This window comes from Microbacterium sp. NRRL B-14842, from assembly GCF_050470785.1.
Genome location: NZ_JBFLUM010000001.1, coordinates 3,251,333 through 3,277,227 on the forward strand (window position 1 = coordinate 3,251,333; position 25,895 = coordinate 3,277,227).

Sequence of the window (25,895 nt, forward strand, 5' to 3'; positions counted from 1 at the left end):
TCAGAGCGCGGCCGTGACGCCCGGCAGCAGCGCCCCCAGGATGTCCTGCAGCCGCTGCCGATCCTCCGCGGACAGCGGGTCGAGGATGAGCTCGCGGATCTGGGCCACGTGGACCGGTGCGGCCGCGCGGAGCATGTCCCGTCCGGCCGGGGTCAGCGTCGCGGAGAGGGTGCGCTTGTCCGTGCTGCACGAGGTCCGTTCCACCCACCCGCGCTCCTCCAGCGAGTCCAGGGCGTGGCTCAGGCGCGACCGGCTGAGTCCGGCGATGCGCGCGAGCTCGGTCATGGTGACGGCGTCCTCACCCTGGCCGGCGAGGGTGACGAGGATCGCGTAGCGGGCGTGGTTGAGCCCGACCTCGTCCTTCAGCGCCCGGTCGAGGACCTGCGGCAGCAGCTGGACGAACCGGATGATCGGCAGCCAGGTCGCGAGCTCGTCGTCGTCGAGCCGCCGCGGGTGCCGCGCCTGGTTCATGTCGTGCTCCTCGGAGGTCACGCCGCGGTCAGGTCGATCGTGTGGGCCGTGTGGTCGCGCTTCGCCTGGAGGTAGCGCGAGTTGGCTGCGGAGAGGTGCACCTCGGTGCGGACGCGCTCGGTGACCTGGATTCCGAGCCCGTCGAGCTGCGCGGCCTTGTCGGGGTTGTTGCTGAGCAGGCGGATGCGGTCCACGCCCAGCGCTCGCAGCATCTGGGCCGCCACCGTGTAGTCCCGCTCGTCCTCGCCGCGGCCGAGGGCCACGTTCGCCTCGTAGGTGTCGAGCCCGGCGTCCTGCAGCGCGTAGGCGTCGAGCTTGGCGTAGAGCCCGATGCCGCGGCCCTCCTGCCGCAGGTAGAGGAGGAAGCCGCCCTCCGCGGCGATCCGCTCCACGGCCTCCCGCAGCTGCGGTCCGCAGTCGCAGCGCTCCGAGCCGAACACGTCACCGGTGAGGCACTCGCTGTGTGGGCGGACGAGGGGCGCGACCCCGCCGTCGACGGCGCGATCGAGGGCGGCCTGCCAGTCGCCCAGGCCGAGCAGCAGGTGCTCGCGGCCGTCCACGAGTCCGTCGAAGGTCACGACGTCGGCCGTCGTGCCGAAGCCGTCCGCGAAGCGCAGGGGCACCCGCACGCGGGTGCGCTCCGCGGCGACCGTTGAAGTTTCAATCATGTGAGGGGAAACGCCGGAGACGCGCGGCTATTCCCGCAACCGTCGGGAGGCGATGACCGTGTCCGTCCGTGACGGAGGCAGACGGGGAGCGCCGCGCACTCGGTAGCCTCGCACCATGAGTCACTTCGTCACCGCGACCGAGCTCCACGACCTCCTCGAGAACGGCGCCCCGATCCGGGTCATCGACGTGCGCTGGCGCCTCGACCGCCCAGAGGCGGGCCCGGGCGACTATCGCTCCGGCCACATCCCCGGCGCGGTGTTCGCGTCGTTGGATCAGGAGCTCTCCACACCCGGGGCACCGACCGAGGGCCGCCATCCGCTCCCCTCGACGGAGACCCTGCAGGCGGCGGCCCGGCGATGGGGTGTGCGGCAGGGAGACACGGTCGTCGCCTACGACGACACCAAGGGACTCGCGGCGGCCCGGGCGTGGTGGCTGCTGCGGCAGGCAGGGGTCGACGTCCGGGTGCTCGACGGCGGGCTGCGCGCGTGGACCGCGGCCGGATACGACCTGGCGACCGACGACGTCGTGCCGGAGACCGGCGATGTCGTCCTCGCGGATCCGGGCCAGGACGCCCTCTCGATCGATGAGGCGGAGGCGTTCCCGGAGACCGGGGTGCTGCTCGACGTCCGCGCCCCGGAGCGCTACCGCGGCGAGACCGAGCCGCTCGACCCGATCGCCGGGCACATCCCCGGCGCCCGGAACCTCCCCACCACGCGGCACCTCGACGACAACGGGCGCATCCGCGACCGTGACACGGTGCTGGCGACGCTCGCCGAGGTCGGGGTCACCCCGGAGACGCCGGTGGCGGCCTACTGCGGGTCGGGAGTCACGGCGGCGCACACGGCTCTGGTGCTCCACGAGGTCGGCATCCCGGCGAAGGTCTTCCCCGGCTCCTGGAGCCAGTGGTCGAACACCCCGGGGCGGCCGGTCGCGACGGGGGATCAGCCGGGCTGATCGCCTCCGCGAGGACCGTACCCCCAGCGCAGACCGAGGGCGCCGGGGCCGAACGCCCGACGGACCTGATGCACCGACGTGCCCCGAGGTCGTGGGAGCGCGGTGACGACGGTGCCTCCGGCGGTCTCGACGAGCTCGTCGCACCAGTCCGGGACGGCATCCGGGTGGAAGCGCGTCCACACCAGGACCTCCCGGGCCTGGCGGGACAGGGCGTGTCCGGTCTCGCGATCCGACGGGTGGCCCGGCTCGTACTGCACCGACCACTCGAGCACCGCGGTGTCCGGGGCTGCGAGCGGGACGTCGAGTTCGATCAGCGCACCGTGCGCCTCGCCGTTCGGGTGGGAGTAGCGCGCGGTGACCCGTCCGCCGGCCACGGCCGTGAGCCGCGGCGGAGGCCCGGGCACGCCGGGGGTGAGGTCGAGGACGGGGATGGCGGTGATCACGCCGCTCGTCGACTGCACGATGCTGCGGGTGAGGCAGGAGGACACCTCGCCGTCGGCGTCGACGTCCGTGACGGAATGGACGGTGAGCTCCCGCGACGGGTCCGGGTACGTGGCGCCGAGGGCGGCGTAGACCTCGCGGACGGCCCGTTCCATGTCGACCTGCTCCAGCGGGAACCCCTGCGGTCCCAGGGGTCCTGTGCGGTGCGGACGGAGGAGACGGCTCAACGCCCCGGATTCGAGGCACAGCAGGTCCTCGATGTCGGCGAGGGCGGCGAGGGACTGCGGTCCTTCCGGGCGACGGGCCCCCGAGCGCCAGTAGCTCAGCGTGGCCATCGAGACGCGGTTGCCCCGGTCGCGGAGCTGCCGCTGCAACCACGACAGCGTCACCGGTCTCGCATTGATCGCATCGCGCAGTGCCGCGGCGAACGCGTCCGGCGTCGCCGCTCTCCTCTCGCCGTCCCCAAAACCCATCACAGCCCCCGCCCGGTATGTGAAGAACACACCTCTACAGTGAGCATAAGACCGCACGCGCGCACCTCAGGGGACCAGGTGGGCATGTGGGTCACGGGGCTGCGATGTCGCGGGGAGGGTGCCCGACCCGGCGACAGCGGCCCGACGCAGTGATGCCCCCCTTGCTGCGTATGTCGTGAAGCCCGGCAATCGATCTGGGGAGATCCGCCGGGCTTCACGAGCATCCCCGGGCGCGTGCGGCTCGCGGCCCCGCGTAGACTGGGGGGAAACCCCGGAGGATCTGGCCGTTATGTCTGCCCCTGCTCGCGCGTTCACCATGCGCCACGTGCAATTGCTGCGCGCGTTGTTCGCGGCCGTCGCCGCCCTGATGATCACCTTCTCCTCGGATCACTCCGCCGCGGTCGGTCTCGCCGTCTTCAGCGGCTTCGCGCTGGTCACCGCCCTCGTGCACATCCTCGCGGCCTGGCTCGTCCTCCCCACGGGGTCGCGCTGGGCGGCGATCCTCCTCGCGGTCGTCAGCGTCATCGCGGGTATGGCGAGCGGTGTGCCCGCGTGGCGCACGGACGACATGTTCTTCATCGTCCTCATCACCTGGGGTGTGCTCAGCGGTGGCCTCGAGCTGCTCGCCGGCATCCGGGCCCGCCGCGCCGGGGGAGCGCTCGCCACCGACGCGATCACCGTCGGGGCTCTCGGCCTGCTCCTCGCCGTCGTCCTGCTGCTGATCCCCTCGGGCTTCGTCCAGGAGTACACGATCGAGAAGGCGGGCACGTTCCAGCTGTCCGGCATCATCCTCGGCGTGGGGATGTTCGGAGGGTATGCGGCCATCGTCGCCGTCTTCCTCGGCATCGCCGGCCTCACCCCGAAGCGTGCGGACGCCGATGACGTCGCTCCCGCCCCCGAGAACGATGCGGCTCCTGTGGAGCACGGAGGAGAGCGATGAGCGACGACAAGCCCACCCGACGGGACATCCTGCGTCCCCTCCACCTGCTCGGCATCGCCCTGGGCTGCGGCGTGTTCGCCATGGTGGTCACTCTCGTCTCCACCGGCGCGTTCACCCTCCGCGTGAACACGGCCATCGCGAACGGCACCTACGAGGGTCTCACCCCCGTGGCGTTGAGCCTCGTCGTGGGTGGCGGCGCCTTCATCGCGACGCTCCTGATCCTCGCGATGCTGATGCTCGCGATCGACCCCGCCGACGTCACCAAGACCATCGACCGTCCCGTGCTCTACGACGCGGAGGACGACGGCAAGGGTGACGGCACCACCGACGAGCCGGGACGCCCCGCCTCCACCTGATCCGTCATACGGGCGGAATATCGGTGAGGTCCTTCCGCTTGTCCCTGGAGTGACTGCCTCCGTCGACCGCGCCTCCATCGGACTCCGGTCGGAGCGCGGACCCATCCTCGGCGCGCTCATGCTCGCCACCGGCCTCATCGCGATCGACGCGACCATCCTCGCGACCGCTGTCCCGAGCATCGTGCGCGACCTCGGCAGCTATCAGCAGTTCCCGTGGCTGTTCTCCGTGTACCTCCTGGCGCAGGCCGTCAGCGTGCCCATCTACTCCCGCTTCGCGGACACGGTGGGCCGCAAGCCGATCATCCTGCTCGGCATCGCCCTGTTCCTGCTCGGATCGATCCTCTGCGGGTTCGCCTGGAGCATGCCGGCGCTGATCGTGTTCCGCATCATCCAGGGCATCGGCGCCGGTGCCGTCGCGCCGATGTCGATGACCATCGTCGGCGACATCTACACGGTCGCCGAACGCGCCAAGGTGCAGGGATACGTCGCGAGCGTCTGGGCCATCTCCTCGGTCGTGGGCCCGGCGCTCGGCGGGATCTTCGCGCAGCTCGACGCCTGGCGATGGATCTTCTGGATCAACGTCCCGCTGTGTCTGATCGCCGGGTGGATGCTGCTGCGCACCTACCGGGAGCAGAAGCAGACGCAGAAGCACAGCATCGACTACGGCGGAGCGGTGCTGCTCACGATCGGGTTGACCGCGCTCATCCTCGGCATGCTGGAGGGTGGGAACGCGTGGGCCTGGCTGTCGGTGCCGAGCGCCCTCTGCTTCGGTATCGGGGTGGTCGCGCTGGTGGCCTTCGGGTTCGTCGAGCGCCGGGTCGCGGAGCCGATCGTCGATCTGCGCCTCGTCACACGTCGGCTCATCCTCACGACGACCATCGTGTCGCTCGGCATCGGGGCGTTGATGCTCGGGGTGACGAGCTTCGCCCCCGCCTACCTCGAGGGGTCCATCGGCATCGCTCCGCTGCTGTCAGGTCTCGCGGTGGCTGCTCTGACCCTCGGCTGGCCGCTCGCCGCCGCGAACGCCGGGCGGCTGTACCTGCGCATCGGCTTCCGCCGCACCACCCTGATCGGCATGAGCATCACCACGGTCGCCGCCATCGCGCTCGCCGCCGTCGCCTCCTGGCCGAACCCGTTCGTCGTCGCCGGCATCGCGTTCCTCCTCGGCTTCGGGCTCGGGTGGAGTGCCGCGCCGACCCTCATCGCCGCTCAGGCTTCGGTCGGCTGGGGCGAGCGCGGAGCGGTGACCGGGATGAATGCCTTCGCACGGTCCGCGGGAAGTGCCGTGGGGGTGGCGGTGTTCGGGGCGATCTCCAACGCCATCATCGCGCAGGGCGCGGGACCCGACGACCCCGACACGATCATCCACGCGTCGGTGTGGGTGTTCGTCGCGGTCGCCGTGACCGCTGTGCTCACCCTGATCGCCGCCGCGTTCATGCCGAAGGACAGCGTCGAGGAGCACTCCGGGGAGTCCGGCTCCTAGCTCCCCGGGCTCAGCGGGCGAGGCGCTCCGCGATACCGGTGTAGGTTGCGGGGGTCAGTGCGAGCAGCCGTTGCTTGGCCGCGTCGCCGATCTCCAGGCCCTGCACGAACTCGGCGAGGTCGTCGGCGCCCACCCGGTGTCCGCGCGTGAGCTCCTTGAGGAGCGCATACGGGTCCTGGATGTTCGACCGGCCGGCGACGACCTCGGCACGGATCACCGTCTGGATCGCCTCGGCCAGCACCTCCCAGTTCACGTCGAGGTCGGCGAGCAGCACGTCGCGCGACAGCGAGATCGCGTTCAGGCCGCGGCGCAGGTTGTCGAGCGCGAGCAGCGAGTGCCCGAATGCGACGCCGATGTTGCGCTGCGTGGTGGAGTCGGTGAGGTCGCGCTGCAGGCGGCTCGTGACGAGGGTCTGGCCGAGCGAGGCGAGCAGAGCGCCCGAGATCTCCAGGTTGGCCTCGGCGTTCTCGAAGCGGATCGGGTTGATCTTGTGCGGCATCGTCGACGAGCCGGTGGCCCCGGCGACCGGGATCTGCGCGAAGTAGCCGAGCGAGATGTAGGTCCAGATGTCCGTCGCGAGGTTGTGCAGGATACCGCCGGCGTGACGCACGCGGTCGTACAGCTCCACCTGCCAGTCGTGCGACTCGATCTGCGTCGTCAGCGGGTTGAACCCGAGACCGAGCCCTTCGATGTACTCGCGGGCGATGGTCGGCCAGTCGGCGTCCGGGTCGGCCGCGAGGTGAGCGGACCAGGTGCCGGTCGCTCCGGAGAACTTCGCGAGGTACTCGGAGCCGGCGATCTGGCTGCGCACGCGCTCGAGGCGCCAGGCGAAGACCGCGAGCTCCTTGCCCATGGTCGAGGGCGTGGCGGGCTGCCCGTGCGTGCGGGAGAGCATGGCGGCGTCGGCGTGCTCGACGGCGAGCTCCCGCAGCTTCGCGATCACGGTGTCGAGAGCCGGGAGCCAGACCTCCTCGACGGCGCGCTTGACGGTGAGCGCGTAGGACGCGGAGTTGATGTCCTCGCTCGTCGCCGCGAAGTGCGTCAGCTCGGCGATGTGGTCGAGGCCGAGCGTGGCGAGCCGGTCGCGCACGAGGTACTCGATGGCCTTCACGTCGTGCTGCGTGACGGCCTCCTTCTCGGCGAGCCAGTCGATCTCGGCCTGCCCGAAGTCGCGGTAGAGCGCGCGCAGGCGCTCCTTGTCGTCGTCCGACAGCGGGCTCGTCTCGAACAGCGAGCGGTCGGTGAGGGCGATCAGCCATTCCACCTCCACCTCGACCCTGGCGCGGTTGAGTCCGGCCTCGGAGAGGAAGTCGGCGAGCCCGGTGACGGCGCCGCGATAGCGGCCGTCGAGGGGGCTGAGGGGCTGCGGCGGGAGCGAAGGCTGGAAAGTCAGGGGAATCCTCCTGATCAGGCCCCGAAGGTTCGGGGCGTGCGGGGCAGGCGCAGGGCGGGTTCGAGCTGGCGGAACAAGCCGCGAGTCGCCGTCTCGATCATACCGAGCACCGAATCGAACATCTCCGGGCCCGCGTAGTAGGGGTCGGGGACGTCGTGGGTCGAGGCGTCGGGATCGAAGGCGAGGAGGAGGGTCACCTTGCCGTCCTCGTCCTCATCCCTGGCCCATTCGCGGAGGATGCGCTCGTGCGTGCGGTCCAGGGCCACCACGAGGTCGTTCTCGGCGAAGGACGCGGCGGTGAACTGGCGGGCGCGGTGCAGCGAGCCGTCGTAGCCACGGCGGGCGAGCGCGTCGATGGTGCGGTGATCGGCGCGCTCCCCGAGATGCCAGTCCCCGGTGCCCGCGCTGCGGGAGACGATCCGGGAACCGAGACCCTGCCGTTCCGCGAGGTCGCGGAACACGGCCTCCGCCATGGGGGAGCGGCAGATGTTGCCGGTGCAGACGAAGATCACGCGGAAGGGATCTCGGGCTGTCACGGATCCATTCTGCCGGTCGATGCGGTTCCTGCACAGCGCCGCCCGGATCGCGACCCGCCTTCGACTCTCCTGCACCGTCGTGTGTGGGCGACGACTGTCCACGGTCCGTGCCCGTGTGAGGCGCATCCGGAGCCGGGGAACGAAGGGCGGGGAAAGGGTGGATCCATGTCGTCCTCCCCTCTCACCGCCCTCTCTCCCGGTGTCGACCCCGCGCTGCGCGCCGCAGTGCTGTCCGAGCTGGATGCGGCCGGGGAGCGACTCGACGAGGCGGCGTCCGTGCTGACGGCCCTGCGTGATGCGTGCTCCTGGGAATCCGAGGGGGTCGAGGCGCTGCGGACGGCGCTCTGGCGGCTGTCCGAGGACGCGACGCCGGTGCGCGCCATGATGCAGCAGTGCCGCAGGGAGGCGGAAGCGGCATGAGCGGGCTCAGCATCGACCACGGCGGCGCGATCGCCGTGGACACCGCGCAGCTTCGCGACCTCGCGGTACGGGTGCGGGGCGTCGTCCCGGTGTTGGCGGAGGTGGCCGATGCCGTGGCGCGCGCGGAGGCGCTGCTCGCCACGGCGGCGTGGACGGAGCTGGCCCCCGCGGCCTGGTCGCTGCGGTCCGTGGCGACGTCGCTGGACGGGCTGACGGCCCGCGTCGAGAAGACGGCCGCCGACCTCGTCCTGATGGCCGAGGCGTACGAGGTCGTCGAGCTGCGCGCGCAGGCGGAGGCGCTGGCGCACACCGACGCGGCCGCCGCCGCCGCGGTGGAGGCGCGCCTGGCGCGGCTCCTCGCCTCGGACGGGAGTGTGGGAACGCTCGCGGACACTCTGGAGCGGACCGCGGATGCCCGGAGGTTCCGCGGCCTCGACGACCAGTACGACGCCGCCGGTCTGCTCCCACCGGTCTTCCTGGGCGGTGCGTTCGTAGGGGTGACGTCGGGACTCGGGCGCGTCCGACCGGGAATGGCACTCGGCGCGACGGCCGATCCGGTACGCGTCTCCGTGGCCTCCCGCTCGCGGCCGACCGGCGCGCCGACCGGACTGGCGAGTGCGCTCCGCCGCCTGCCCTCCGCCTCCGGGGCGCAGGTGGCGATCGAGAAGTACACGATGCCCGGTGAGGCGCCGCGATACGTCGCCTACCTCGCCGGCAGCCGCTCGATGTCGCTCCGCACGGCCGGCGGGACGGAACCGTGGGACATGAAGTCGAACATCGAGCTCTACACCGGGGGCCGGTCCGCGTCGTATCAGGCGACCCTCGATGCCCTGGCCGCGGCCGGTGCGAGGCCCGGGGATCGGGTGGATGTGGTCGCGCACATCGCAGGGTGGGATGATCGCGGCGCACCTGGCGATGGAGAGCCCGTTCGCGGTCACGACTCAGATCACCGCCGGAAGCCCCGTGGAGCCGACGCTCTCCGCCGATCACACCCTGGTGCAGCTTCGGCACACCGACGACGTGGTGTCTGCGCTCGCCGCGGGAGGGGCGAGGGAGGGCACAGGCTCGGCCGACAGCTTCACCGCGAGCCGGGTGGGCGACCCCGACGCCGGTCGCCAGGACCTCGCGCTCGAGACGCACTCCCTGGAGAACTACATGGAGACGGCAGCGATGGTGGATGCCTCCGCCGACCCGCGGGCGGAGGCTCTCGACGCCTACTGGGCGGACCTGGACCGCGCCGTCACCGTCGACCGCACCGAGTACCGAGCGGAGCGTGTGCTCCCCGATCCGTGAGCCGCACGCGGCGTCGGCAGACGTCGGTGGACGGGTCAGTCGCGGCGGGAGCGCTTGTTCTGCGGGCGCAGGATGAAGCCGAAGATGCCGTTGATGATCGAGATGATCAGGGCGGCGAGAACGCCCCACCAGAACGACTCGACCGTCAGGCCCCATCCGAAGCTGCTGGTGATCCAGGCGGTCAGCCAGAGCAGGAAGCCGTTGATGAGGAAGCCGATGAGGCCGAACGTGATGATGTACAGCGGGAAGGCGACGATCTTCACGACCGTGCCGATGATGGTGTTCACCAGCGCGAAAAGGGCTCCGACCGCGAGGAGCGTCAGGACGAGCTGCAGCGTCTCGCCCGGCGGGAAGGCGCGCACCGTGACCTGGAGCACGGGGATGAGCGTGACGACCCAGATGGCGAACGCGTTGACGACGACCCGGATGATGAAGCGCATGATGTGTTCAGTCTCCCACGCGGGGCTCGCGGTGTCAGCCGCGGTCGTCCACCGGGATCCGGTTCTCGCGGATGCGCCGCTCCGACTCGTCGAGGTCGATGCTGCCTGATGCGACGCCGATGACCAGATCGAAGGCATCGTCCGTCGTGAAGCGGTGCTTCCATCCGTTGATCCAGAGGAACGCCACGAAACTCGTCCACGCCGTGCGCTTGTTCCCGTCGAACAGGGGATGGTTGCGGGCCAGAGACTCGAGGAGTGCGGCCGCCTTCCGGTCCAGCGTGCCGTAGGCGTCCTCCCCGAACAGCGACGCGGCAGGGCGCGCGAGAGCCGACGCCAGGAGCCCGGCGTCCCGGACGTGGAACCCCAGGCGGCCGACGATGCGGAGGCCGTCCTCCAGAGTCAGATACTCGGTCACGCGTCTTCGAGTCGCTCGAGGAGGACCTTGTCGTTGTCGAACACGAAGTCGACGGCGGCGTCGACGAGGGCCGACCGATGGGTGTCCGCGACGAAGCGGTCGGCCGCCTCGATGAGCAGCGCATGCTTGGACGTGTGTCGCTGGGCGGCGACCTCGCCCAGCCGTGCATCGAGTTCCGCAGGGAGTCGCACCGTCATAGCCATACCAGAATGGTATCACCGCACCCTCGGCCTCGAAAGGGTGGCGGGACACACGTCCTAGACTCGACGCGTGACCGAGCCGACCCTGCCCCGCATCCGTCCCGCCATCGCCTCCCTCGCGCCGTACCGCCAGGGCAAGCAGGCCGGTCCCGAGGCCTTCAAGCTCTCCAGCAACGAGAACCCGTTCGATCCGCTCCCCTCGGTCGTCGAGGCGCTGCAGCACACGACGCCGATCAACCGCTATCCCGATGCCACGGCCGGCCGCCTGCGTTCGCGGCTCGGAGCCCGCTACGGCGTTGAGCCCGAGCAGGTCCACGTCGCCTCCGGCAGCGTCGCGATCCTGCACCAGCTCGTGCTCGCCACGGCCTCCGTCGGCGACGAGGTCGTCTACGCCTGGCGGTCGTTCGAGGCATACCCGAGCCTGCCGCTCGTCGCCGGGGCGACCGGGGTGCAGGTGCCGCTGACCGCCGACTCCCGCCACGACCTCGACGCGATGGCCGACGCCGTGACCGACCGCACGCGCGCGATCATCGTCTGCACGCCGAACAACCCGACCGGCCCGATCGTCACCTCCGCCGAGTTCGCGGCCTTCGTGGACCGCGTGCCCTCTGACGTGCTCATCATCCTCGACGAGGCCTACGCGGAGTTCGTCACCGCGCCCGACGCCGTCGACGGCCTGGCCGAGCGCGTCTTCGAGGCGCACCCGAACGTGGTCGTCCTCCGCACGTTCTCCAAGGCCTACGGTCTGGCCGGGCTCCGGGTCGGCTATGCGATCGGCCACGAGAAGGTGCTCGACGCGGCGCGGACGACCGGCATCCCGCTGTCGGTGACATCCGCGGCCGAGAACGCCGCCATCGCGAGCCTCGACGCCGAAGCCGAGCTCCTGGAGCGCGTCGCCGTGATCGTCGAACGCCGCGCCCGTCTCGTCGAGGGGCTCCGCGCGCAGGGCTGGGAGGTGCCGGACGCCCAGGGCAACTTCGTCTGGCTGCCGACCGGCGCGCGCACGGACGAGGTCGCGGCGGCGTTCGTCGACGCCGACCTGATCGTGCGCCCTTTCTCCGGCGACGGCATCCGGATCTCCGTCGGCGAGGAGGCGGCCGTCACCCGTGTGCTGGAGGTCGCCGCAACCCTCCGCTGAGCGCGACGCCGCCCGGCGAACCGCGGAATCTCGGGGTTCCGGGGAGATACGAGGGCGTCCTAGGTATGCGTGACCCGGCATGCCGACGCGGGTAGCGTGGGGGCCGTGAGCACCTCTGAGACCCCCCTCGTGCGCGTCCTGGACGAGACCGGAAAGGTCGCCCCGACGCCGGCCGCGGAGCAGTACCTGCCGCTCATCGAGGCCATCCCCGACGACGAGCTCGCGCAGTTCTACCGCGACATGGTGGGCATCCGCGCGATCGACACCCAGGCCACCAACCTGCAGCGCCAGGGCCAGCTCGCCCTGTGGCCGCCGAGCCGCGGACAGGAGGCGGCGCAGGTCGGCTCCGGTCGGGCCGCCCGCGCGCAGGACACGATCTTTCCCTCGTACCGCGAGCACGCCGTCACCCGGATCCGCGGCGTGGACCCGGTCGACATCATCAAGCTCATGCGCGGCGTCTCCCACGGCGGCTGGGACCCGACCGATCCGAAGAACGGCAACACCCGCCTCTACACGCTCGTGCTCGGCTCCCAGGTGCTGCACGCCGCCGGCTATGCCATGGGTCTCACGTTCGACGGGCGCACCGGCACCGGCGACCCCGAGCGCGATGAGGCGGTCGTCGTGTACTACGGCGACGGGGCCTCCAGTCAGGGCGATGTGCATGAGGCGATGGTGTTCGCGGCCAGCTACCAGGCCCCGACGCTGTTCTTCCTGCAGAACAACCACTGGGCCATCTCGGTCCCCGTCACCACGCAGTCCCGGGTGCCGCTCGTGCAGCGCAGCGCCGGGTACGGCATCCCCAGCGTCCGCGTGGACGGCAACGACGTCCTCGCCAGCTACGCGGTGTCCCGCGTGGCCCTCGACGAGGCGCGCGGCGGCGGCGGCCCTCGCGCCATCGAGGCCGTGACCTACCGGCTCGGCGCGCACACGACCAGCGACGACCCCACGAAGTACCGCGGCGACGACGAGGAGCTCGCGTGGGCCGGGCGCGACCCGATCGTCCGGATGCGCGCGTTCCTGGAGAACCGCGGCGCCGAGGAGGGCTTCTTCGCCGAGGTCGACGCCGAGGCCGCCGACGCCGCGGAAGACCTCCGCGCCCGCACCGTGCAGCTCGGGCCGCCCCGCGCCGACCTCATGTTCGACCACGTGTACAGCGAGCCGCATCCGCTGATCGAGGAGCAGAAAGCCTGGCGCGCCCGCTATGAGGCGTCGTTCGAAGGAGAGGGCCAATGACCCGGGAGACCATGCCGCTGGGCAAGGCGCTGAACGCCGGAATGCGCAAGGCGATGGAGGACGACCCGAAGGTCCTCCTCATGGGCGAGGACATCGGCAAGCTCGGCGGCGTGTTCCGCATCACCGAGCACCTGCAGCGCGACTTCGGGGAGCAGCGTGTGCTGGACACCCCGCTCGCGGAGTCGGCCCTGGTCGGCACCGCGATCGGCCTCGCGATGGCCGGGTTCCGTCCCGTCGTCGAGATCCAGTTCGACGGCTTCGTCTTCCCCGCGTTCGACCAGATCACCACCCAGCTCGCCAAGCTCACCAACCGGCACGAGGGGTCGCTGCGGCTGCCCGTCGTGATCCGCATCCCGTACGGCGGGCACATCGGGGCGGTCGAGCACCACCAGGAGAGCCCGGAGGCGTACTTCACGCACACCCCCGGTCTGCGCGTGGTGTCGCCGTCCACCGCGAACGACGCCTACTGGATGATCCAGGAGGCCATCGCGTCGGACGACCCGGTGATCTTCCTGGAGCCGAAGAGCCGGTACTGGCCGAAGGGCGAGGTCGAGCTCGACGCTCCCGCCGTCCCGCTGCACTCCTCGCGGGTGGTGCGGACCGGGACGGACGTGACCCTCGTCGGACACGGCGCCATGGTCACGACGCTGCTGCAGGCCGCCGCCCTCGCCGAGTCCGAGGGCACGAGCTGCGAGGTCGTCGACGTGCGCTCGCTGTCTCCGGTGGACTACGAGCCGATCCTCGGGTCGGTACGCAAGACGGGGCGCATGGTCTACGCGCAGGAGGCCCCGGGATTCACGAGCCTCGGCAGCGAGATCGCCGCGACCGTCATGGAGCGCGCGTTCTACGCCCTCGAGGCTCCGGTGCTGCGCGTCTCCGGCTACGACACCCCGTTCCCGCCCGCGAAGCTCGAGGGCGCGTACCTGCCGGACGCCGATCGCATCCTCGAAGCCGTCGACCGCTCCCTGGCCTACTGACACCGACGTTCCATGTTCACAACTCAGGACAACCGCCCCCTTCACCCGTCCAGCGCGGGCGCAGGGGCGCGCACCGGTTCGAGTCTCCTGAGTTATGAACGCGGCCCACGAAAGGACTCCGCATGAGCACGCAGAACTTCCCCCTTCCGGACGTCGGCGAAGGGCTGACCGAGGCCGAAATCGTCGCGTGGAAGGTGGCGCCGGGTGACCGGGTCGCCATCAATGACGTCATCTGCGAGATCGAGACCGCGAAGTCCCTGGTCGAGCTGCCCTCCCCGCACGCGGGCGTGGTCGGCGAGCTGCTCGTCGACGAGGGGGCGACGGTCGAGGTCGGCACCCCGATCATCACCTTCGTGACCGACCCTGCGGCGGGCTCGGGAAACGGTTCGGTGGCGCCCGGCACCGTCGCGACGGCGGAGGCGCCCGCGCCCGAGGAGGGCGGCGGGTCGGTGCTCGTCGGCTACGGCTCCGGAAGCGGCGCGACCTCGCGGCGCAAGCGCCCGGCCGAGCGCCCCGTGCGGTCGTCGGTCGGCGTGATCGCGAAGCCGCCGATCCGCAAGCTCGCCCGCGACCTCGGCGTCGACCTCACGAGCGTGACGCCCACGGGTGCCGACGGCGAGGTCACCCGCGACGACGTCATGAAGCACGCCTCGCAGGCCAGCGTCTTCCGCAACATCGAGACCCCGGAGTGGGGGAGCGTGCGCGAGGAGACCGTCCCGGCCCCGCAGGCGCCGTCCGGCCTGGCTCGCGGCCTCGCACCGGTGCGCCCGTCGGCGGCCGGCGACGACCGCACCGAGTCCATCCCGGTGAAGGGCGTGCGCAAGGCGACGTCGTCGGCGATGGTGCAGAGCGCGTACTCCGCCCCGCACGTGACGGTGTGGAAGGAGATCGACGCCACCCGCACGATGGAACTCGTCAAGCGCCTCAAGGCCTCGCCGGACTACGCCGACATCAAGGTCTCACCGCTGCTCATCATGGCCCGCGCGGTGATCTGGGCGGTGCGCCGGACGCCGATGGTCAACGCGGCCTGGATCGACACCGAGGCCGGTGCCGAGATCGCCGTGCGCCACTACGTGAACCTCGGCATCGCCGCCGCCACGCCCCGCGGTCTGCTCGTGCCGAACATCAAGGACGCGCAGGACCTCAGCCTGAAGGATCTCGCCCGCGCCCTGAACCGGCTCACGCTCACAGCACGCGAGGGCAAGACCCCGCCGGCCGACCAGCAGAACGGCACGATCACCATCACGAACATCGGCGTGTTCGGGATGGACGCGGGCACTCCGATCATCAACCCGGGCGAGGCCGGCATCGTCGCCATGGGCACGATCAGCCAGAAGCCCTGGGTCGTCGACGGCGAGGTGCGCCCGCGCTGGGTGACCACGGTCGCCGGCTCGTTCGACCACCGCGTGATCGACGGCGACGGCATGAGCCGCTTCATCGCCGACGTCGCCTCCATCCTCGAGGAGCCCGCGCTCCTGGTGGACTGAGGGAGTCCACACTTCGGCGCGGCCCGAACGATCGGGTGGCGAGAATGGACGGATGAGAACCACGCGGAGCGTCGACCTGCCGGTGTTGTACTTCGGGACTCCCGTCGCGCTGATCACCACGGTCAACGCCGACGGGTCGTCGAACATCAGCCCGATCTCGTCCGCATGGGCGCTGGGGACGCGGTACATGCTCGGGCTCGGTGCCGAGGGGCAGGCGGCCGCGAACATCGGACGGGTCAGGGACCTCGTCATCAACCTCCCCTCCGCCGACCTCGTGCACGCCGTGGAGGCGATCGCGCCGACCACCGGTCGCTCGCCGGTTCCCGCCGAGAAGGTTCCCGCGTACCGGCATGAGCCGGACAAATGGAGTCTCGGGGGCTTCACCCCTGTGCCCTCGGAGGCGGTGATCCCGTTCCGGATCGCGGAATGCCCGGTGCAGATCGAAGCGCGCGTGGCCCAGATCATCCCGATCGACGGCGGCGACGCGCTGGCGGTCGAAGCCGAGGTCCTGCAGGTCCACGTGCACGAGGACATCTTGAAGGCGTACGGACCCGACCGCATCGACACGGACAAGTGGGACCCTCTGTCCTACGCCTTCCGCCATTACTTCGCCCAGGGGCCTCGGGTCGGCTCCAACTTCCGCGCGCCGCTCCTCGACGACCCCGTCGTGGCGTGATCGTCGATCCCTCGTCCGTGTCCCAGCTGGGACACGCGCTCAGCAGCCCGACCCGGGTGCAGATGTGTCTGGCGCTCCTCGACGGCCGGGCATGGACGGCCGGCGAGCTCGCGCGTGCCGCTGGGGTGTCGAGGTCGACGGCGTCGGAGCATCTGACGACGCTCCTCGACGTCCGGCTCGTCGCGCTCCGCCGACAGGGGCGGCACTCCTACGTCACGCTCGCGTCCCCCGATGCCGCGCACATCATCGAGGCCGCGACGGCGTACGCCGGGAAGGCGGCCCCGGTCTCGAGCCTCCGTTCGGCGACGGCGCGAGACGGCATGGCCCTGGCCCGCACCTGCTACGACCACCTCGCCGGTCGCCTGGGGGTCGCCCTCTTCGACGCCCTCGTCGATCGGGGGCACCTCACGCCGGACCTGACGGTGACCGCGACGGGGCGCGACCTGTTCGAGAGCATCGCGGGGCCGGACGCGTTGGTGCCGTCGTCTCGTCGTCCGCTTGTGCGGAGCTGCCTCGACTGGACGGAACGGCGCTCGCATCTCTCGGGTCACCTCGGCGCCGTCCTCCTCCGCACCGCGCGCGACCGAGGCTGGATCCACCCTCAGCAGACCTCGCGTGCCGTGACGGTCTCTCCCGCCGGCACGGCCGCCTTCCACACTCTCTTCGGTATTCCGCCGACACTGTCCTGACCGCGATCGGCATCCGCGTCCCACGACACAGGCGCTCGCGCGGGAACAGGCTCTGGAGTGGGGGAGAGCCTGAACTCCCGCGTTCGCCTGAGTTCGCGCGGGGGCCTGTTCTCGCGACAGGCTGGCGGGACAGGCGTTCGCGCGGGAACAGGCTGCCAGGGGCGAGAGAGCCTGAACTCGCGCGCTTGCCTGTTCTCGCGAGAGAGGGCGGGTCGCGAGGGGAGGGGGCGGCTGACGCAAGAGGGGGGTCAGGCGGTGAGACGCTGTTCCGCGAGGCGGGGGACGGCACGCTCCCTGGCCGCCCTCCGGGCGGTCGCGATCGCGCCGGCCGACACGACCTCCGCGCCGAGTGTGGAGGCGAGGATCTCGGGTGCGGGCAGGTGCAGCTCGTCCGGGAGGATCCGGCGGGCGGCGGCCAGCACAGGCTCGATGCTCTCCGCCACGGCCCCGCAGATGATCACGCGCGCGGGGTCGTACATGCTGCCGAGCACCCCGACGACACGGGCGAGGGTGGCCCCCACGCGCTCGGCGACGCGGAGGGCGTCGGCGTCTCCGGAGGCGGCGAGGGTCAGCACCAGCCGCGGATCGACCGGCCCGTCCGCCACGAGCCGCCCGAGGATTCCGTCTGCGGCAGCGCCCCCGTCTTCGACGGCGCTCCGAGCCTGTTCCTCCACGGCGTGACGGAGGCCCACCGCCGAGCCGACACCGATGATGTGATCGAACACCACGCCCTCGCCGACGCCGCCGTGGGCGCCATGCAGCACGTGCCCGTCGACGACGACGCCGCCGCCGAAGCGCTCACTCGCGAGCAGGGCCACGTAGTCGCGGCAGTCGACGGCCACCCCGAGCGTCCCCTCGGCGATCGCGGCGAGCTGGGCGTCGTTCTTCACCTCGACCACCGGGGCCCAGTCGCGCAGGGCCTCCGCGAGCCCGGGGTTCGTGCGCTCCCAGAAGCCGTCGGGGTGCGGGGGCGAGATGCCGTCGCGGTTGACGGGGGCGGCGACGCCGGCGCACACCGCGAGCACGCGCTCCGCGGGCACCCCGGCCTCGTCGCGCGCGGCGGTGAGGTGCTGCAGGATCGTCGCCCGGCGGTCCTCGACGCTCTGCGCGGGGTCGACCTCCACGCGATGGTGCACGAGCGTGCGATCGAGCAGATCCGCGACGGTGACGGCGAGATGGGTGTCGCCGGCGTCGATGCCCATCACCACGCCGAGGTCTGCCGCGAGGGCGAAGCGGCGCGCGGGGCGCCCGGAGCGGTAATCGCCGATGGCGCGCGCGTTGGGCAGCTCGCGCAGCACCTCCGCGGTGACGAGGGTGTCGATCGCGTCGATGGTGGTCGAGCGCGTGAGCGAGGTGCCGGCCATGGCCTCGGTGGCGGTGAACTCGCCGGCCGTCCAGGCGAAGTCGAGCACCGCGCTCACGCTCGCGCGGCCGGTGCCGAGTCCCGTCGAGACCTCTGTCACTCCCCTTGACCTTCCTGTCGCCCAGATGAGACAGTACCTCTAGACGGACTAAATTCGCTCACTAGATTTATTCCGCGGATCTACGAAAGGACGACGGTGTCTGCCACACGATCACGGGCGGTGCGCTGGACCGCCGGAGCGCTCGGCCTCGTGCTGACCGGCGCGGCGCTCACGAGCTGTGCCGCCGGCGGGGGAGCGGAGACGATCCGCTTCACGTTCAGCAAGCGCGAGGCCATCCCGTTCATGACGGAGCTCGTCGCGGAGTACAACGCGTCGCAGGACGACGTCCGGGTGGAGATCGACACGTCCGGCGTCGACGTCGTCTCGGCGAGCTTCGTCCGCGGGAACCCGCCCGACATCATGCTCGCCAACTACAACTACGAGGTCGCCCGGTTCGTGCAGCGGTGCGCGCTCACCGACCTCTCCGACACGGAGGCCGCCGCCGGCATCCGTGAGGACCTGCAGCCGTTGATGGACCAGTACGGCTCCTGCGAGGGGCGCACCAGCGCCCTGCCGTACTCGGTCATGGCCGCCTCGGTCATCTACAACACGCAGATCTTCGCGGAGCAGGGCCTCGAGGTGCCGCAGACCTGGGACGAGCTCCTCGCCGTCAGCGACAGCCTCCGCGAGGCCGGGATCGACCCGTTCTACGCCACGTTCAAGGACGACTGGACCGTCGCGCAGGGCTGGTACGACTACGCGGCCGGTGGCTCGCTGGACGTGCTGGCTTTCTTCGACGCGCTCGCCGCGGAGGGCACAGAGGTGGGCCCGGACTCGGAGGTCTCCTTCGAGAAGGACTTCTTGGAGCCGATGGACAGGATGATGGTGCTCGCGAACGAGTACACGAACGAGGATGCGGCGAGCCGGGCGTACGGAGACGGCAACCTCGCCTTCGCGAAGGGGGAGGCCGCGATGTACCTCCAGGGGCCGTGGGCGTTCAGCGAGATCGCCAAGACCGACCCCGACCTCGACCTCGGCACCTTCCCGCTGCCCATGACCGACGATCCGGCCGACCTCGCCGTCCGGGTGAACATGGACCTCGCGGTCATGATCCCCGAGGAGTCGCAGCACCAGGAGGCCGCGCGCGACTTCCTGGAGTACCTCTACCTCCCGGAGAACATCGAGGAGTACAACGCCTCGCAGCTCGGGTTCACCCCGACGACGGACGCGGCACCGCCGGACGACCCGCGTATCGAGGGCATGATCGAGTACTACGACGAGGGGCGGATCTACCAGGGCCCCTCGGTCCTCGTCCCGAAGACCCTGCCGATGAACAACTACGCGCAGGCCATGGTGCTCGGCGCCGACCCCTCCTCCATCCTCCGCACCATGGACGCGGACTGGGCCCGCATCGCCTTCCGCGCCCCGATCCCGAGTTCCGAGGATTCCGCATCGGGCGAGACAGAGGAGTCCGCGCCATGAGCACCAGCACGACCGCCATCGTCACCGGCGAGCAGCGGAAGATCCGCCGCCACACGCGCCGCGTCGAGCCGATCTACTACCTGTTCCTGCTGCCGACCCTGGTGATCTTCACGCTCGCGATCACCGTTCCCGGCGTCATCGGCATCTTCTTCAGCTTCACCGACTCGATCGGCATCGGCGAATGGAGCTTCAACGGGCTGACGAACTACATCGCGCTGTTCAGCGACCCGGCGATCCTGCAGAGCTATCTCTTCACCTTCGGGTTCTCGATCGCGACAGTGATCGTCGTCAACGTCATCGCGTTCCTGCTGGCGGTCGGGCTCACCTCCCGCATCCGGTTCAAGACGGGGCTGCGGACGATCTTCGTGATCCCGATGGTGATCTCGGGCATCATCATCGCCTACGTCTTCAACTTCCTGTTCTCGAACTCGATCCCCGCGGCGGGCGCGGCCACCGGCATCCCGTGGCTGGAGACGAGCCTGCTCGCCAACCCCGACCTCGCCTGGGTCGCGATCGTGATCGTCACCGCCTGGCAGGCGGTCCCCGGCACGCTCCTCATCTACATCGCCGGACTCCTGTCGGTGCCGGGCGAGGTGTACGAGGCGGCGAGCATCGACGGCGCCAGCCGCACGCAGCAGCTGACCCGCATCACGATCCCCCTCGTCGCCGGATACGTCGTCATCAACGTGATCCTCGGCTTCAAGGGCTTCCTCAACGCCTACGACATCATCGTCGGCCTCACCAACGGCGGTCCCGGCACCGCCACCCGCAGCGTCGCGATGACGATCATCGCGGGCTTCAACGGCGGCGACTACGCCTACCAGATGGCCAACGCCACGATCTTTTTCATCGTGGCCGTGCTCATCTCCGTCCTCCAGCTCTCGCTGACCCGCGGAAGGAACACGTTCTGATGTCGACGGAGACCCTCACCACCATCCCCGCGGACGGACGCCGGAAGCGGCAGAAGATGGAGCGCGTCAACTGGTCGGGCACCATCATCCTGATCCTGTGCACGGCGACGATCCTCATCCCGCTGTACGTGACGATCTCGATGGCGTTCAAGACCACCGGGCAGGCGGTCGACGGCAACGCGTTCTCGCTGCCGGCGCCGTTCAGCATCGACGGCTTCGTGCAAGCGTGGACGCTGACGAAGTTCCCGGTCGGCGCCGCGATCTCGCTGCTCGTCACGGCAGGGACGGTCATCGCGACGATCGTCCTCGCGGCCTTCGCGTCGTTCGCGATCGTGCGCAACTGGGACCGCCGGCTGTTCCGGTACTCCTTCTTCTACCTGCTGGCGGCGATGTTCATCCCGTTCCCCGTCGTGGCACTTCCGCAGATCCAGCTCACCGGACGCGTCGGCCTCGACAACCCGTTCGGCGTGATCATCCTCGCCACGATGTTCCAGCTCAGCTTCAGCGTGCTGCTGTTCACGGCCTTCCTGCGCTCGATCCCGATCGAGCTGGAGGAGAGCGCGCGGATCGACGGCGCCACGACCTGGCAGACGTTCTGGCGGCTCATCTTCCCGCTGCTCGCGCCGATGAGCGCCACGGTCGGCATCTTCGCCTTCCTCTACGCCTGGAACGACTTCATGATGCCGTCGCTGATCATCTCCGACCCGGCGCTGCAGACGCTCCCGGTGCGGCAGAACCTCTTCCAGAACCAGTTCAGCAACAACTACAACGTCGCCTTCGCCTCGTACCTGATGGCCATGGCGCCCGCGATCGTCGCCTATCTCTTCACTCAGCGCTGGGTGATGGAGGGCGTCACGCAGGGTGCCGTCAAGGGCTGACCCGACCCCGCAAGAAACAAGGAGAACCTCTTCCTCATGACCGATTCGCTGCTCACCGCGACCCGCGAAGACGACAAGACCGCGACCTGGTGGCGTCAGGCCGCCGTGTACCAGATCTATCCGCGGAGCTTCGCGGACGCCGACGGCGACGGCCTCGGCGACATCCCCGGCATCGTGTCGCGCGCCGACTACCTCGCCGAGCTCGGCATCGACGCGGTGTGGCTGAGCCCGTTCTACCCGTCGGAGCTCGCCGACGGCGGGTACGACGTGGCGGACTACCGGGACGTCGACCCCCGCCTCGGTACCCTCGACGACTTCGACGCCATGGTCGAGGCGCTGCACGCGCGGGGCATCCGCGTGGTCGTCGACATCGTCCCCAACCACACCTCCGACCAGCACGCCTGGTTCCAGGAGGCGCTGGCTGCCGGCCGCGGCTCGGCCGCCCGGGAGCGCTACATCTTCCGCGAGGGCACCGGTCCCGACGGCGCGGAACCGCCCACCGACTGGGTCTCGGTCTTCGGCGGCAGCGCCTGGGAGCGCGTCGCGGACGGCCAGTGGTACCTGCACAACTTCGCCGTCGAGCAGCCCGACCTCAACTGGGACCACCCCGAGGTGCGCGAGGACTTCCTCACGACGCTCCGCTTCTGGTCGGACCGCGGCGTGGACGGGTTCCGCATCGATGTGGCCCACATGCTGACGAAGGACCTCACCGAGCCGCTGCCGTCGCGTGCCGAGCTCGACGCGATGGACCGCACCTCCGGCACGCACCCGATGATCGACCGCGACGACGTGCACGAGATCTACGCCCAGTGGCGCGCGGTCTTCAACGAGTACGACCCGCCGCGCACCGCGGTCGCGGAGGCATGGGTGGAGACCCCGGAGCGCCGAGCGAAGTACGCCTCCGCAGAGGGGCTCGGACAGGCGTTCAACTTCGACCTGCTCGTCGCCGACTTCGACGCGGCGGACTTCCAGCGCATCATCGCCGACAACCTCGCCCAGGCGCAGGCCGCCGGATCCTCGACGACCTGGGTGCTCTCGAACCACGACGTGACCCGGCACGCCACCCGCTACGGCCTGCCGCCGCTGCGCGGACGTGCGGTCAAGCAGGGAACCGAGTGGGTGCGCGCGGGCGGCCCGGAGGAGGGACTCGATCGGGAAGGCGGTCTGCGTAAGGCGCACGCCGCGACGCTGCTGCTGCTCGGCCTGCCCGGCAGCGCCTACCTCTATCAGGGCGAGGAGCTCGGCCTGCACGAGGTCGCGGACATCACCCCCGACCAGCGCCAGGACCCCGGGTTCTTCCGCGGCGCGGACTTCGACGGCCTCGGGCGCGACGGCTGCCGCGTGCCGCTGCCGTGGACGGCGTCCGGCAGCTCATACGGCTTCGGCGCGGCCGGCGCGCACCTGCCGCAGCCTGCCTGGTTTGCGGAGTACGCGGTCGAGGTGGAGGACGCCGATCCCGGCTCGACCCTCAACCTGTACCGCGAGGCGCTGCGTCTCCGGCGACTGCTGCAGACCGGGGAGACGCTCGAGTGGGTCGACACGGGTCGGGAGGACGTGCTGCGGTTCCGCCGCCCGAACGGGTGGGAGGTCGTGACGAACTTCGGCACCGCGCCGTTCGATCTGGGCGCCGCGGCCGACGATGCCGTGCTGTCGACCGTGCCCCTCGACGGCTCCGTGCTGCCGGGCGAGGCCACGGCGTGGATCGCCCCGGGGGCGCTCGCGGACTGACTGCAGAGTCGGGGCGAGGACACCGGTTTGATAATGGTTCTCATTAGCGTTTAGAGTGGGAATCATGAAGAAGCCCGTCCTCGCCCTCACGCTCGCCTCCGTCGCCGCCCTCACGCTGGCCGGATGCTCGACCACCCCGGGCGCGGCGGAGGATGACAGCGCGGTGACGGTCGTCGCGAGCACCAACGTCTACGGCGACATCGCCGCGCAGGTCGGCGGGGACCGCGTCGACGTCACCTCGATCATCGACTCGGTCACCCAGGACCCGCACTCCTACGAGGCGAGTGCCCGCGACCGTCTCACGCTGCAGAAGGCCGATCTCGTGGTGGAGAACGGCGGCGGCTACGACGCGTTCATCGACAGCCTCCTGCAGGATGCGCAGGACCCGCACGTCGTCACCGCGGTGGAGTTCTCGCACGACTACCCGGGCAACGAGGGTCACGACGAGGGCGAGGACCACGATCACGACGAGGCGGCGACGGACGAGCCGCACGATCACGAGCACGCCGAGGGCGAGGACGAGCACGCCGGCCACGACCACATCGAAGGCTTCAACGAGCACGTCTGGTTCGACCCGCACACGATGATCCACGTCGTCGAGGCGATCGCCGACGAGCTCACCGAGATCGACCCCGACGGCGCCGACACGTTCCGCACGAACGCGGACGAGCTCGTCGCGGAGCTGGAGGGCTTCGAGGGCGACCTCGAGGCGATCAAGGCGGATGCCAGCGGTGCGACGGTGTTCATGACCGAGCCGTTGCCCGGATACCTGGCCACGGCCGCCGGGCTCACCGACGTCACCCCCGAGGGCTTCGCGGAGTCGGTGGAGGAGGGCAGTGATGTCGCGCCCGCCATGCTGCTCGAGGCGCTGCAGGTCGTCGGGTCCGGCGATGTGACCGCCGTGCTCACCAACGCTCAGACCGGCGGCGCGGAGACGGAGCGCGTGGAGAAGGCCGCGGAGGACGCCGGGGTGCCCGTGGTCGCGTTCACGGAGCTGCTCGAGGACGGATCGTCGTACTCTGAGTGGATGAGTGACGCGATCCAGAGCCTCGCCGCCGCCGTCCAGTCGTGAGCGGAGCCCGTTCACAGGCTCAGCGACCCGCGAGGGAGACCGGCCCGGTCCTCGAGATCGCCGACGGCGCCCTGCAGCGGGGCGACCGCGAGCTCTGGTCGGGACTCGACCTCTCGGTGCAGCCCGGGGAGTTCATCGCCGTGCTCGGCCCATCGGGATCCGGGAAGACGACGCTCCTCCGCAGCATCCTGGGACTCCAGCCCCTCTCGCGCGGGAGCATCCGCGTGGCCGGCGAGCCCGTGCACCGCGGGAACGCCCGCATCGGCTATATCCCTCAGCAGCGCTCGCTCGCTCCCGACACGAGCATGCGGGCCCGTGATCTCGTCGCCCTCGGCGTGCAGGGCAGCCGCTTCGGCTTCCCGGTCCCGCACCGTGGCGACCGGGCGAAGGTCGACGCCCTGCTGGCCGCTGTCGGGGCGACCTCGTACGCGGACCGCCGGGTGGGCCTCCTCTCCGGCGGAGAGCAGCAGCGCCTCCGCGTCGGGCAGGCGCTGGCCGACGAACCCGCGCTGCTCCTCTGCGACGAGCCGCTGTCGAACCTCGACCTCGCCAACCAGGTCGCCGTCACCGACATCATCGATCGGCAGCGTCGGGAGCGCGGAGCCGCCGTGCTCTTCGTCACGCACGACGTCAACCCGATCCTGAACCGCGTCGACCGCATCCTCTACATCGCCGGCGGCCGGTTCCTCCTCGGGACCCCGGAGGAGGTGCTGCAGACCCGGGTGCTGACGGATCTCTACGGCACCCCGGTGTTCGTGCTCCGCGCCGGTGACCGGCTCGTCGTGGTCGGCGTCCCCGATGCGGAGCCGCACCACGACCATGACCACGAGCACGGGGGCGCCGCATGACCGTCGCGTCCGCTCTCGTCCCCATGGTCGGCTGGGACGACATCTTCTCCTTCCAGGACTATGGCGAGCTCGTCGCCCTGCTCGCGAACTCGATCATCGCGGGCGCCGTGCTCGGGCTCGTCGGCGGTCTCATCGGGGTGTTCGTCATGCAGCGCGATCTCGCGTTCGCGGTGCACGGGGTGAGCGAGCTCTCCTTCGCGGGAGCGGCGGCGGCGCTGCTGTTCGGCGGCAGCGTCGTGCTCGGCTCACTCGGCGGAGCCCTCGTGGCGGCGATCCTCATCGGGGTCCTCGGCGCCAAGGCCAGGGACCGCAACTCGATCGTCGGCGTGCTCATGCCGTTCGGCCTCGGTCTCGGCATCCTGTTCCTGTCGCTGTACGACGGCCGCAGCGCCAACCGGTTCAGCCTCCTCACGGGGCAGATCGTGTCGGTCTCGAGTCCCGACCTCGGCTGGCTCGTCGGCATCAGCCTCGTGGTGCTGCTCGGCCTGCTCGTGATGTGGAATCCGCTGCGCTTCGACTCACTCGATCCGGAGTCGGCGGCAGCCCGCGGGGTGCCCACCCGCACCGTGAGCCTGCTGTTCATGGTGCTTCTGGGGCTCATCGTCGCGGTGAGCGTGCACATCATCGGCGCGCTGCTGGTGATGGCGCTCCTGGTGACGCCCGCTGCCGCAGCCATGCGGATCACGGCGGGCCCGGTCGCGGTGCCGGTGCTGGCGGCGCTGTTCGGGTTCGTCTCGGCCGTCGGCGGCATCCTCCTCGCGCTCGCCGGCACCCTGCCCGTCAGCCCCTACATCACGACCCTGTCCTTCACGATCTACGTCGTGTGCTGGATCGTGCAGCGCGTCCGTTCCCGGGTCACCCGCGTCTGACCCCTTTTCGAGTCGCGCAC

28 protein-coding genes are annotated in these 25,895 nt (G+C 70.6%); 19 read left to right on the plus strand and 9 right to left on the minus strand.

Annotated features, from left to right (window positions below; genetic code table 11):
* Entirely contained in the window at nucleotides 1-471 is a 471-nt protein-coding gene (locus AB1285_RS15845) for a MarR family winged helix-turn-helix transcriptional regulator (protein WP_268776913.1), read from the minus strand.
* A 17-nt stretch (nucleotides 472-488) separates the two neighbouring features.
* A complete protein-coding gene (locus AB1285_RS15850) occupies nucleotides 489-1,139 on the minus strand; it encodes a GTP cyclohydrolase II (protein ID WP_268776914.1) in 651 nt (216 codons plus the stop codon).
* A 115-nt stretch (nucleotides 1,140-1,254) separates the two neighbouring features.
* On the opposite strand from AB1285_RS15850, the gene AB1285_RS15855 reads away from it, so the two are divergent.
* Entirely contained in the window at nucleotides 1,255-2,094 is an 840-nt protein-coding gene (locus AB1285_RS15855) for a sulfurtransferase (RefSeq protein ID WP_187662705.1), read from the plus strand.
* Here the strand turns inward: AB1285_RS15855 and AB1285_RS15860 are convergent.
* Nucleotides 2,082-3,008 (minus strand): hypothetical protein, encoded by a 927-nt coding sequence (locus tag AB1285_RS15860; protein WP_268776915.1) that lies wholly within the window; start codon nucleotides 3,006-3,008, stop codon nucleotides 2,082-2,084. The genes AB1285_RS15855 and AB1285_RS15860 overlap by 13 nt on opposite strands.
* A gap of 289 nt (nucleotides 3,009-3,297) precedes the next feature.
* Here AB1285_RS15860 and AB1285_RS15865 point away from each other — a divergent pair, with 289 nt between their 5' ends.
* From AB1285_RS15865 to AB1285_RS15875, 3 genes are read left to right on the plus strand one after another with little or no spacing between them, the layout of a single operon-like run.
* Nucleotides 3,298-3,948, plus strand: coding sequence for an acyl-CoA synthetase (locus AB1285_RS15865; RefSeq protein ID WP_259952631.1), 651 nt, complete (start codon nucleotides 3,298-3,300; stop codon nucleotides 3,946-3,948).
* Nucleotides 3,945-4,304, plus strand: a complete 360-nt coding sequence (locus AB1285_RS15870; protein WP_187662702.1) for a hypothetical protein — start codon at nucleotides 3,945-3,947, stop codon at nucleotides 4,302-4,304. The genes AB1285_RS15865 and AB1285_RS15870 overlap by 4 nt, the downstream gene beginning before the upstream one ends.
* Nucleotides 4,305-4,353: 49 nt before the next feature.
* Nucleotides 4,354-5,787: an MFS transporter gene (locus AB1285_RS15875; protein ID WP_187662701.1), complete on the plus strand. Its 1,434-nt coding sequence runs from the start codon at nucleotides 4,354-4,356 to the stop codon at nucleotides 5,785-5,787.
* A gap of 10 nt (nucleotides 5,788-5,797) precedes the next feature.
* Here the strand turns inward: AB1285_RS15875 and purB are convergent, their stop codons facing one another.
* Together purB and AB1285_RS15885 are read right to left on the minus strand one after the other, a co-directional pair.
* Nucleotides 5,798-7,180, minus strand: coding sequence for an adenylosuccinate lyase (purB, locus tag AB1285_RS15880; protein ID WP_370428282.1), 1,383 nt, complete (start codon nucleotides 7,178-7,180; stop codon nucleotides 5,798-5,800).
* Nucleotides 7,181-7,194: 14 nt separating this feature from the next.
* Nucleotides 7,195-7,716: a low molecular weight protein-tyrosine-phosphatase gene (locus AB1285_RS15885; protein WP_187662700.1), complete on the minus strand. Its 522-nt coding sequence runs from the start codon at nucleotides 7,714-7,716 to the stop codon at nucleotides 7,195-7,197.
* 165 nt (nucleotides 7,717-7,881) lie between these two features.
* Here AB1285_RS15885 and AB1285_RS15890 point away from each other — a divergent pair, with 165 nt between their 5' ends.
* Complete coding sequence (locus tag AB1285_RS15890) at nucleotides 7,882-8,136, plus strand: hypothetical protein (protein ID WP_370428254.1); 255 nt, start codon at nucleotides 7,882-7,884, stop codon at nucleotides 8,134-8,136.
* A gap of 867 nt (nucleotides 8,137-9,003) precedes the next feature.
* The gene (locus AB1285_RS15895; protein WP_429977487.1) at nucleotides 9,004-9,429 is read left to right on the plus strand and encodes a hypothetical protein; all 426 of its coding nucleotides are present in this window, start codon (nucleotides 9,004-9,006) and stop codon (nucleotides 9,427-9,429) included.
* Nucleotides 9,430-9,464: 35 nt separating this feature from the next.
* On the opposite strand, the gene AB1285_RS15900 is transcribed toward AB1285_RS15895, so the two are convergent.
* The 3 genes from AB1285_RS15900 to AB1285_RS15910 are packed head-to-tail and all read right to left on the minus strand — an operon-like array spanning nucleotide 9,465 to nucleotide 10,487.
* Nucleotides 9,465-9,869: a phage holin family protein gene (locus AB1285_RS15900; RefSeq protein ID WP_187662697.1), complete on the minus strand. Its 405-nt coding sequence runs from the start codon at nucleotides 9,867-9,869 to the stop codon at nucleotides 9,465-9,467.
* 34 nt (nucleotides 9,870-9,903) lie between these two features.
* A complete protein-coding gene (locus AB1285_RS15905; RefSeq protein ID WP_187662696.1) occupies nucleotides 9,904-10,284 on the minus strand; it encodes a type II toxin-antitoxin system death-on-curing family toxin in 381 nt (126 codons plus the stop codon).
* Complete coding sequence (locus AB1285_RS15910; RefSeq protein ID WP_292786800.1) at nucleotides 10,281-10,487, minus strand: hypothetical protein; 207 nt, start codon at nucleotides 10,485-10,487, stop codon at nucleotides 10,281-10,283. The genes AB1285_RS15905 and AB1285_RS15910 overlap by 4 nt, the downstream gene beginning before the upstream one ends.
* 67 nt (nucleotides 10,488-10,554) lie before the next feature.
* Between AB1285_RS15910 and AB1285_RS15915 the strand changes: the two genes are divergently transcribed.
* From AB1285_RS15915 to AB1285_RS15940, 6 genes are all read left to right on the plus strand, one after another.
* Nucleotides 10,555-11,622 carry a histidinol-phosphate transaminase gene (locus tag AB1285_RS15915; RefSeq protein WP_370428256.1) on the plus strand — a complete coding sequence of 356 codons (1,068 nt, stop codon included), beginning with the start codon at nucleotides 10,555-10,557 and terminating at the stop codon, nucleotides 11,620-11,622.
* Nucleotides 11,623-11,727: 105 nt separating this feature from the next.
* Nucleotides 11,728-12,855 carry a thiamine pyrophosphate-dependent dehydrogenase E1 component subunit alpha gene (locus AB1285_RS15920; RefSeq protein WP_232089125.1) on the plus strand — a complete coding sequence of 376 codons (1,128 nt, stop codon included), beginning with the start codon at nucleotides 11,728-11,730 and terminating at the stop codon, nucleotides 12,853-12,855.
* On the plus strand, nucleotides 12,852-13,832 hold the full coding sequence (locus tag AB1285_RS15925) for an alpha-ketoacid dehydrogenase subunit beta (protein ID WP_268776920.1): 981 nt from the start codon (nucleotides 12,852-12,854) through the stop codon (nucleotides 13,830-13,832). The genes AB1285_RS15920 and AB1285_RS15925 overlap by 4 nt, the downstream gene beginning before the upstream one ends.
* A 122-nt stretch (nucleotides 13,833-13,954) precedes the next feature.
* On the plus strand, nucleotides 13,955-15,319 hold the full coding sequence (locus AB1285_RS15930; RefSeq protein ID WP_370428257.1) for a dihydrolipoamide acetyltransferase family protein: 1,365 nt from the start codon (nucleotides 13,955-13,957) through the stop codon (nucleotides 15,317-15,319).
* Between the two features lie 52 nt (nucleotides 15,320-15,371).
* Nucleotides 15,372-15,995 carry a flavin reductase family protein gene (locus AB1285_RS15935; protein ID WP_370428258.1) on the plus strand — a complete coding sequence of 208 codons (624 nt, stop codon included), beginning with the start codon at nucleotides 15,372-15,374 and terminating at the stop codon, nucleotides 15,993-15,995.
* 17 nt (nucleotides 15,996-16,012) lie between these two features.
* A complete protein-coding gene (locus AB1285_RS15940) occupies nucleotides 16,013-16,684 on the plus strand; it encodes an ArsR/SmtB family transcription factor (protein ID WP_429977488.1) in 672 nt (223 codons plus the stop codon).
* A gap of 248 nt (nucleotides 16,685-16,932) precedes the next feature.
* On the opposite strand, the gene AB1285_RS15945 is transcribed toward AB1285_RS15940, so the two are convergent.
* Nucleotides 16,933-18,147, minus strand: a complete 1,215-nt coding sequence (locus AB1285_RS15945) for an ROK family protein (RefSeq protein WP_187662691.1) — start codon at nucleotides 18,145-18,147, stop codon at nucleotides 16,933-16,935.
* 96 nt (nucleotides 18,148-18,243) lie between these two features.
* Here AB1285_RS15945 and AB1285_RS15950 point away from each other — a divergent pair, with 96 nt between their 5' ends.
* From AB1285_RS15950 to AB1285_RS15980, 7 genes are all read left to right on the plus strand, one after another.
* Nucleotides 18,244-19,569: an ABC transporter substrate-binding protein gene (locus tag AB1285_RS15950; protein WP_370428260.1), complete on the plus strand. Its 1,326-nt coding sequence runs from the start codon at nucleotides 18,244-18,246 to the stop codon at nucleotides 19,567-19,569.
* Nucleotides 19,566-20,480: a carbohydrate ABC transporter permease gene (locus AB1285_RS15955; protein ID WP_101848001.1), complete on the plus strand. Its 915-nt coding sequence runs from the start codon at nucleotides 19,566-19,568 to the stop codon at nucleotides 20,478-20,480. Before AB1285_RS15950 ends, AB1285_RS15955 begins: the two co-directional genes overlap by 4 nt.
* Nucleotides 20,480-21,358, plus strand: a complete 879-nt coding sequence (locus tag AB1285_RS15960; RefSeq protein ID WP_370428261.1) for a carbohydrate ABC transporter permease — start codon at nucleotides 20,480-20,482, stop codon at nucleotides 21,356-21,358. Before AB1285_RS15955 ends, AB1285_RS15960 begins: the two co-directional genes overlap by 1 nt.
* Nucleotides 21,359-21,394: 36 nt before the next feature.
* Nucleotides 21,395-23,086 carry a glycoside hydrolase family 13 protein gene (locus AB1285_RS15965; RefSeq protein ID WP_268776925.1) on the plus strand — a complete coding sequence of 564 codons (1,692 nt, stop codon included), beginning with the start codon at nucleotides 21,395-21,397 and terminating at the stop codon, nucleotides 23,084-23,086.
* Nucleotides 23,087-23,150: 64 nt separating this feature from the next.
* A complete protein-coding gene (locus AB1285_RS15970) occupies nucleotides 23,151-24,158 on the plus strand; it encodes a metal ABC transporter substrate-binding protein (protein WP_370428262.1) in 1,008 nt (335 codons plus the stop codon).
* Nucleotides 24,155-25,006: a metal ABC transporter ATP-binding protein gene (locus tag AB1285_RS15975; protein ID WP_370428263.1), complete on the plus strand. Its 852-nt coding sequence runs from the start codon at nucleotides 24,155-24,157 to the stop codon at nucleotides 25,004-25,006. Before AB1285_RS15970 ends, AB1285_RS15975 begins: the two co-directional genes overlap by 4 nt.
* A complete protein-coding gene (locus AB1285_RS15980) occupies nucleotides 25,003-25,875 on the plus strand; it encodes a metal ABC transporter permease (RefSeq protein ID WP_370428264.1) in 873 nt (290 codons plus the stop codon). The genes AB1285_RS15975 and AB1285_RS15980 overlap by 4 nt, the downstream gene beginning before the upstream one ends.
* Nucleotides 25,876-25,895 lie beyond the last annotated feature (20 nt).

Bases quoted from the DNA above. Each gene is read 5' to 3' on its own strand.
- AB1285_RS15845 (WP_268776913.1), bottom strand. From the start codon at position 471: ATGAACCAGGCGCGGCACCCGCGGCGGCTCGACGACGACGAGCTCGCG.
- AB1285_RS15850 (WP_268776914.1), bottom strand. From the start codon at position 1,139: ATGATTGAAACTTCAACGGTCGCCGCGGAGCGCACCCGCGTGCGGGTG.
- AB1285_RS15855 (WP_187662705.1), top strand. From the start codon at position 1,255: ATGAGTCACTTCGTCACCGCGACCGAGCTCCACGACCTCCTCGAGAAC.
- AB1285_RS15860 (WP_268776915.1), bottom strand. From the start codon at position 3,008: ATGGGTTTTGGGGACGGCGAGAGGAGAGCGGCGACGCCGGACGCGTTC.
- AB1285_RS15865 (WP_259952631.1), top strand. From the start codon at position 3,298: ATGTCTGCCCCTGCTCGCGCGTTCACCATGCGCCACGTGCAATTGCTG.
- AB1285_RS15870 (WP_187662702.1), top strand. From the start codon at position 3,945: ATGAGCGACGACAAGCCCACCCGACGGGACATCCTGCGTCCCCTCCAC.
- AB1285_RS15890 (WP_370428254.1), top strand. From the start codon at position 7,882: ATGTCGTCCTCCCCTCTCACCGCCCTCTCTCCCGGTGTCGACCCCGCG.
- AB1285_RS15895 (WP_429977487.1), top strand. From the start codon at position 9,004: ATGTGGTCGCGCACATCGCAGGGTGGGATGATCGCGGCGCACCTGGCG.
- AB1285_RS15900 (WP_187662697.1), bottom strand. From the start codon at position 9,869: ATGCGCTTCATCATCCGGGTCGTCGTCAACGCGTTCGCCATCTGGGTC.
- AB1285_RS15910 (WP_292786800.1), bottom strand. From the start codon at position 10,487: ATGGCTATGACGGTGCGACTCCCTGCGGAACTCGATGCACGGCTGGGC.
- AB1285_RS15925 (WP_268776920.1), top strand. From the start codon at position 12,852: ATGACCCGGGAGACCATGCCGCTGGGCAAGGCGCTGAACGCCGGAATG.
- AB1285_RS15930 (WP_370428257.1), top strand. From the start codon at position 13,955: ATGAGCACGCAGAACTTCCCCCTTCCGGACGTCGGCGAAGGGCTGACC.
- AB1285_RS15935 (WP_370428258.1), top strand. From the start codon at position 15,372: ATGAGAACCACGCGGAGCGTCGACCTGCCGGTGTTGTACTTCGGGACT.
- AB1285_RS15955 (WP_101848001.1), top strand. From the start codon at position 19,566: ATGAGCACCAGCACGACCGCCATCGTCACCGGCGAGCAGCGGAAGATC.
- AB1285_RS15960 (WP_370428261.1), top strand. From the start codon at position 20,480: ATGTCGACGGAGACCCTCACCACCATCCCCGCGGACGGACGCCGGAAG.
- AB1285_RS15965 (WP_268776925.1), top strand. From the start codon at position 21,395: ATGACCGATTCGCTGCTCACCGCGACCCGCGAAGACGACAAGACCGCG.
- AB1285_RS15970 (WP_370428262.1), top strand. From the start codon at position 23,151: ATGAAGAAGCCCGTCCTCGCCCTCACGCTCGCCTCCGTCGCCGCCCTC.
- AB1285_RS15980 (WP_370428264.1), top strand. From the start codon at position 25,003: ATGACCGTCGCGTCCGCTCTCGTCCCCATGGTCGGCTGGGACGACATC.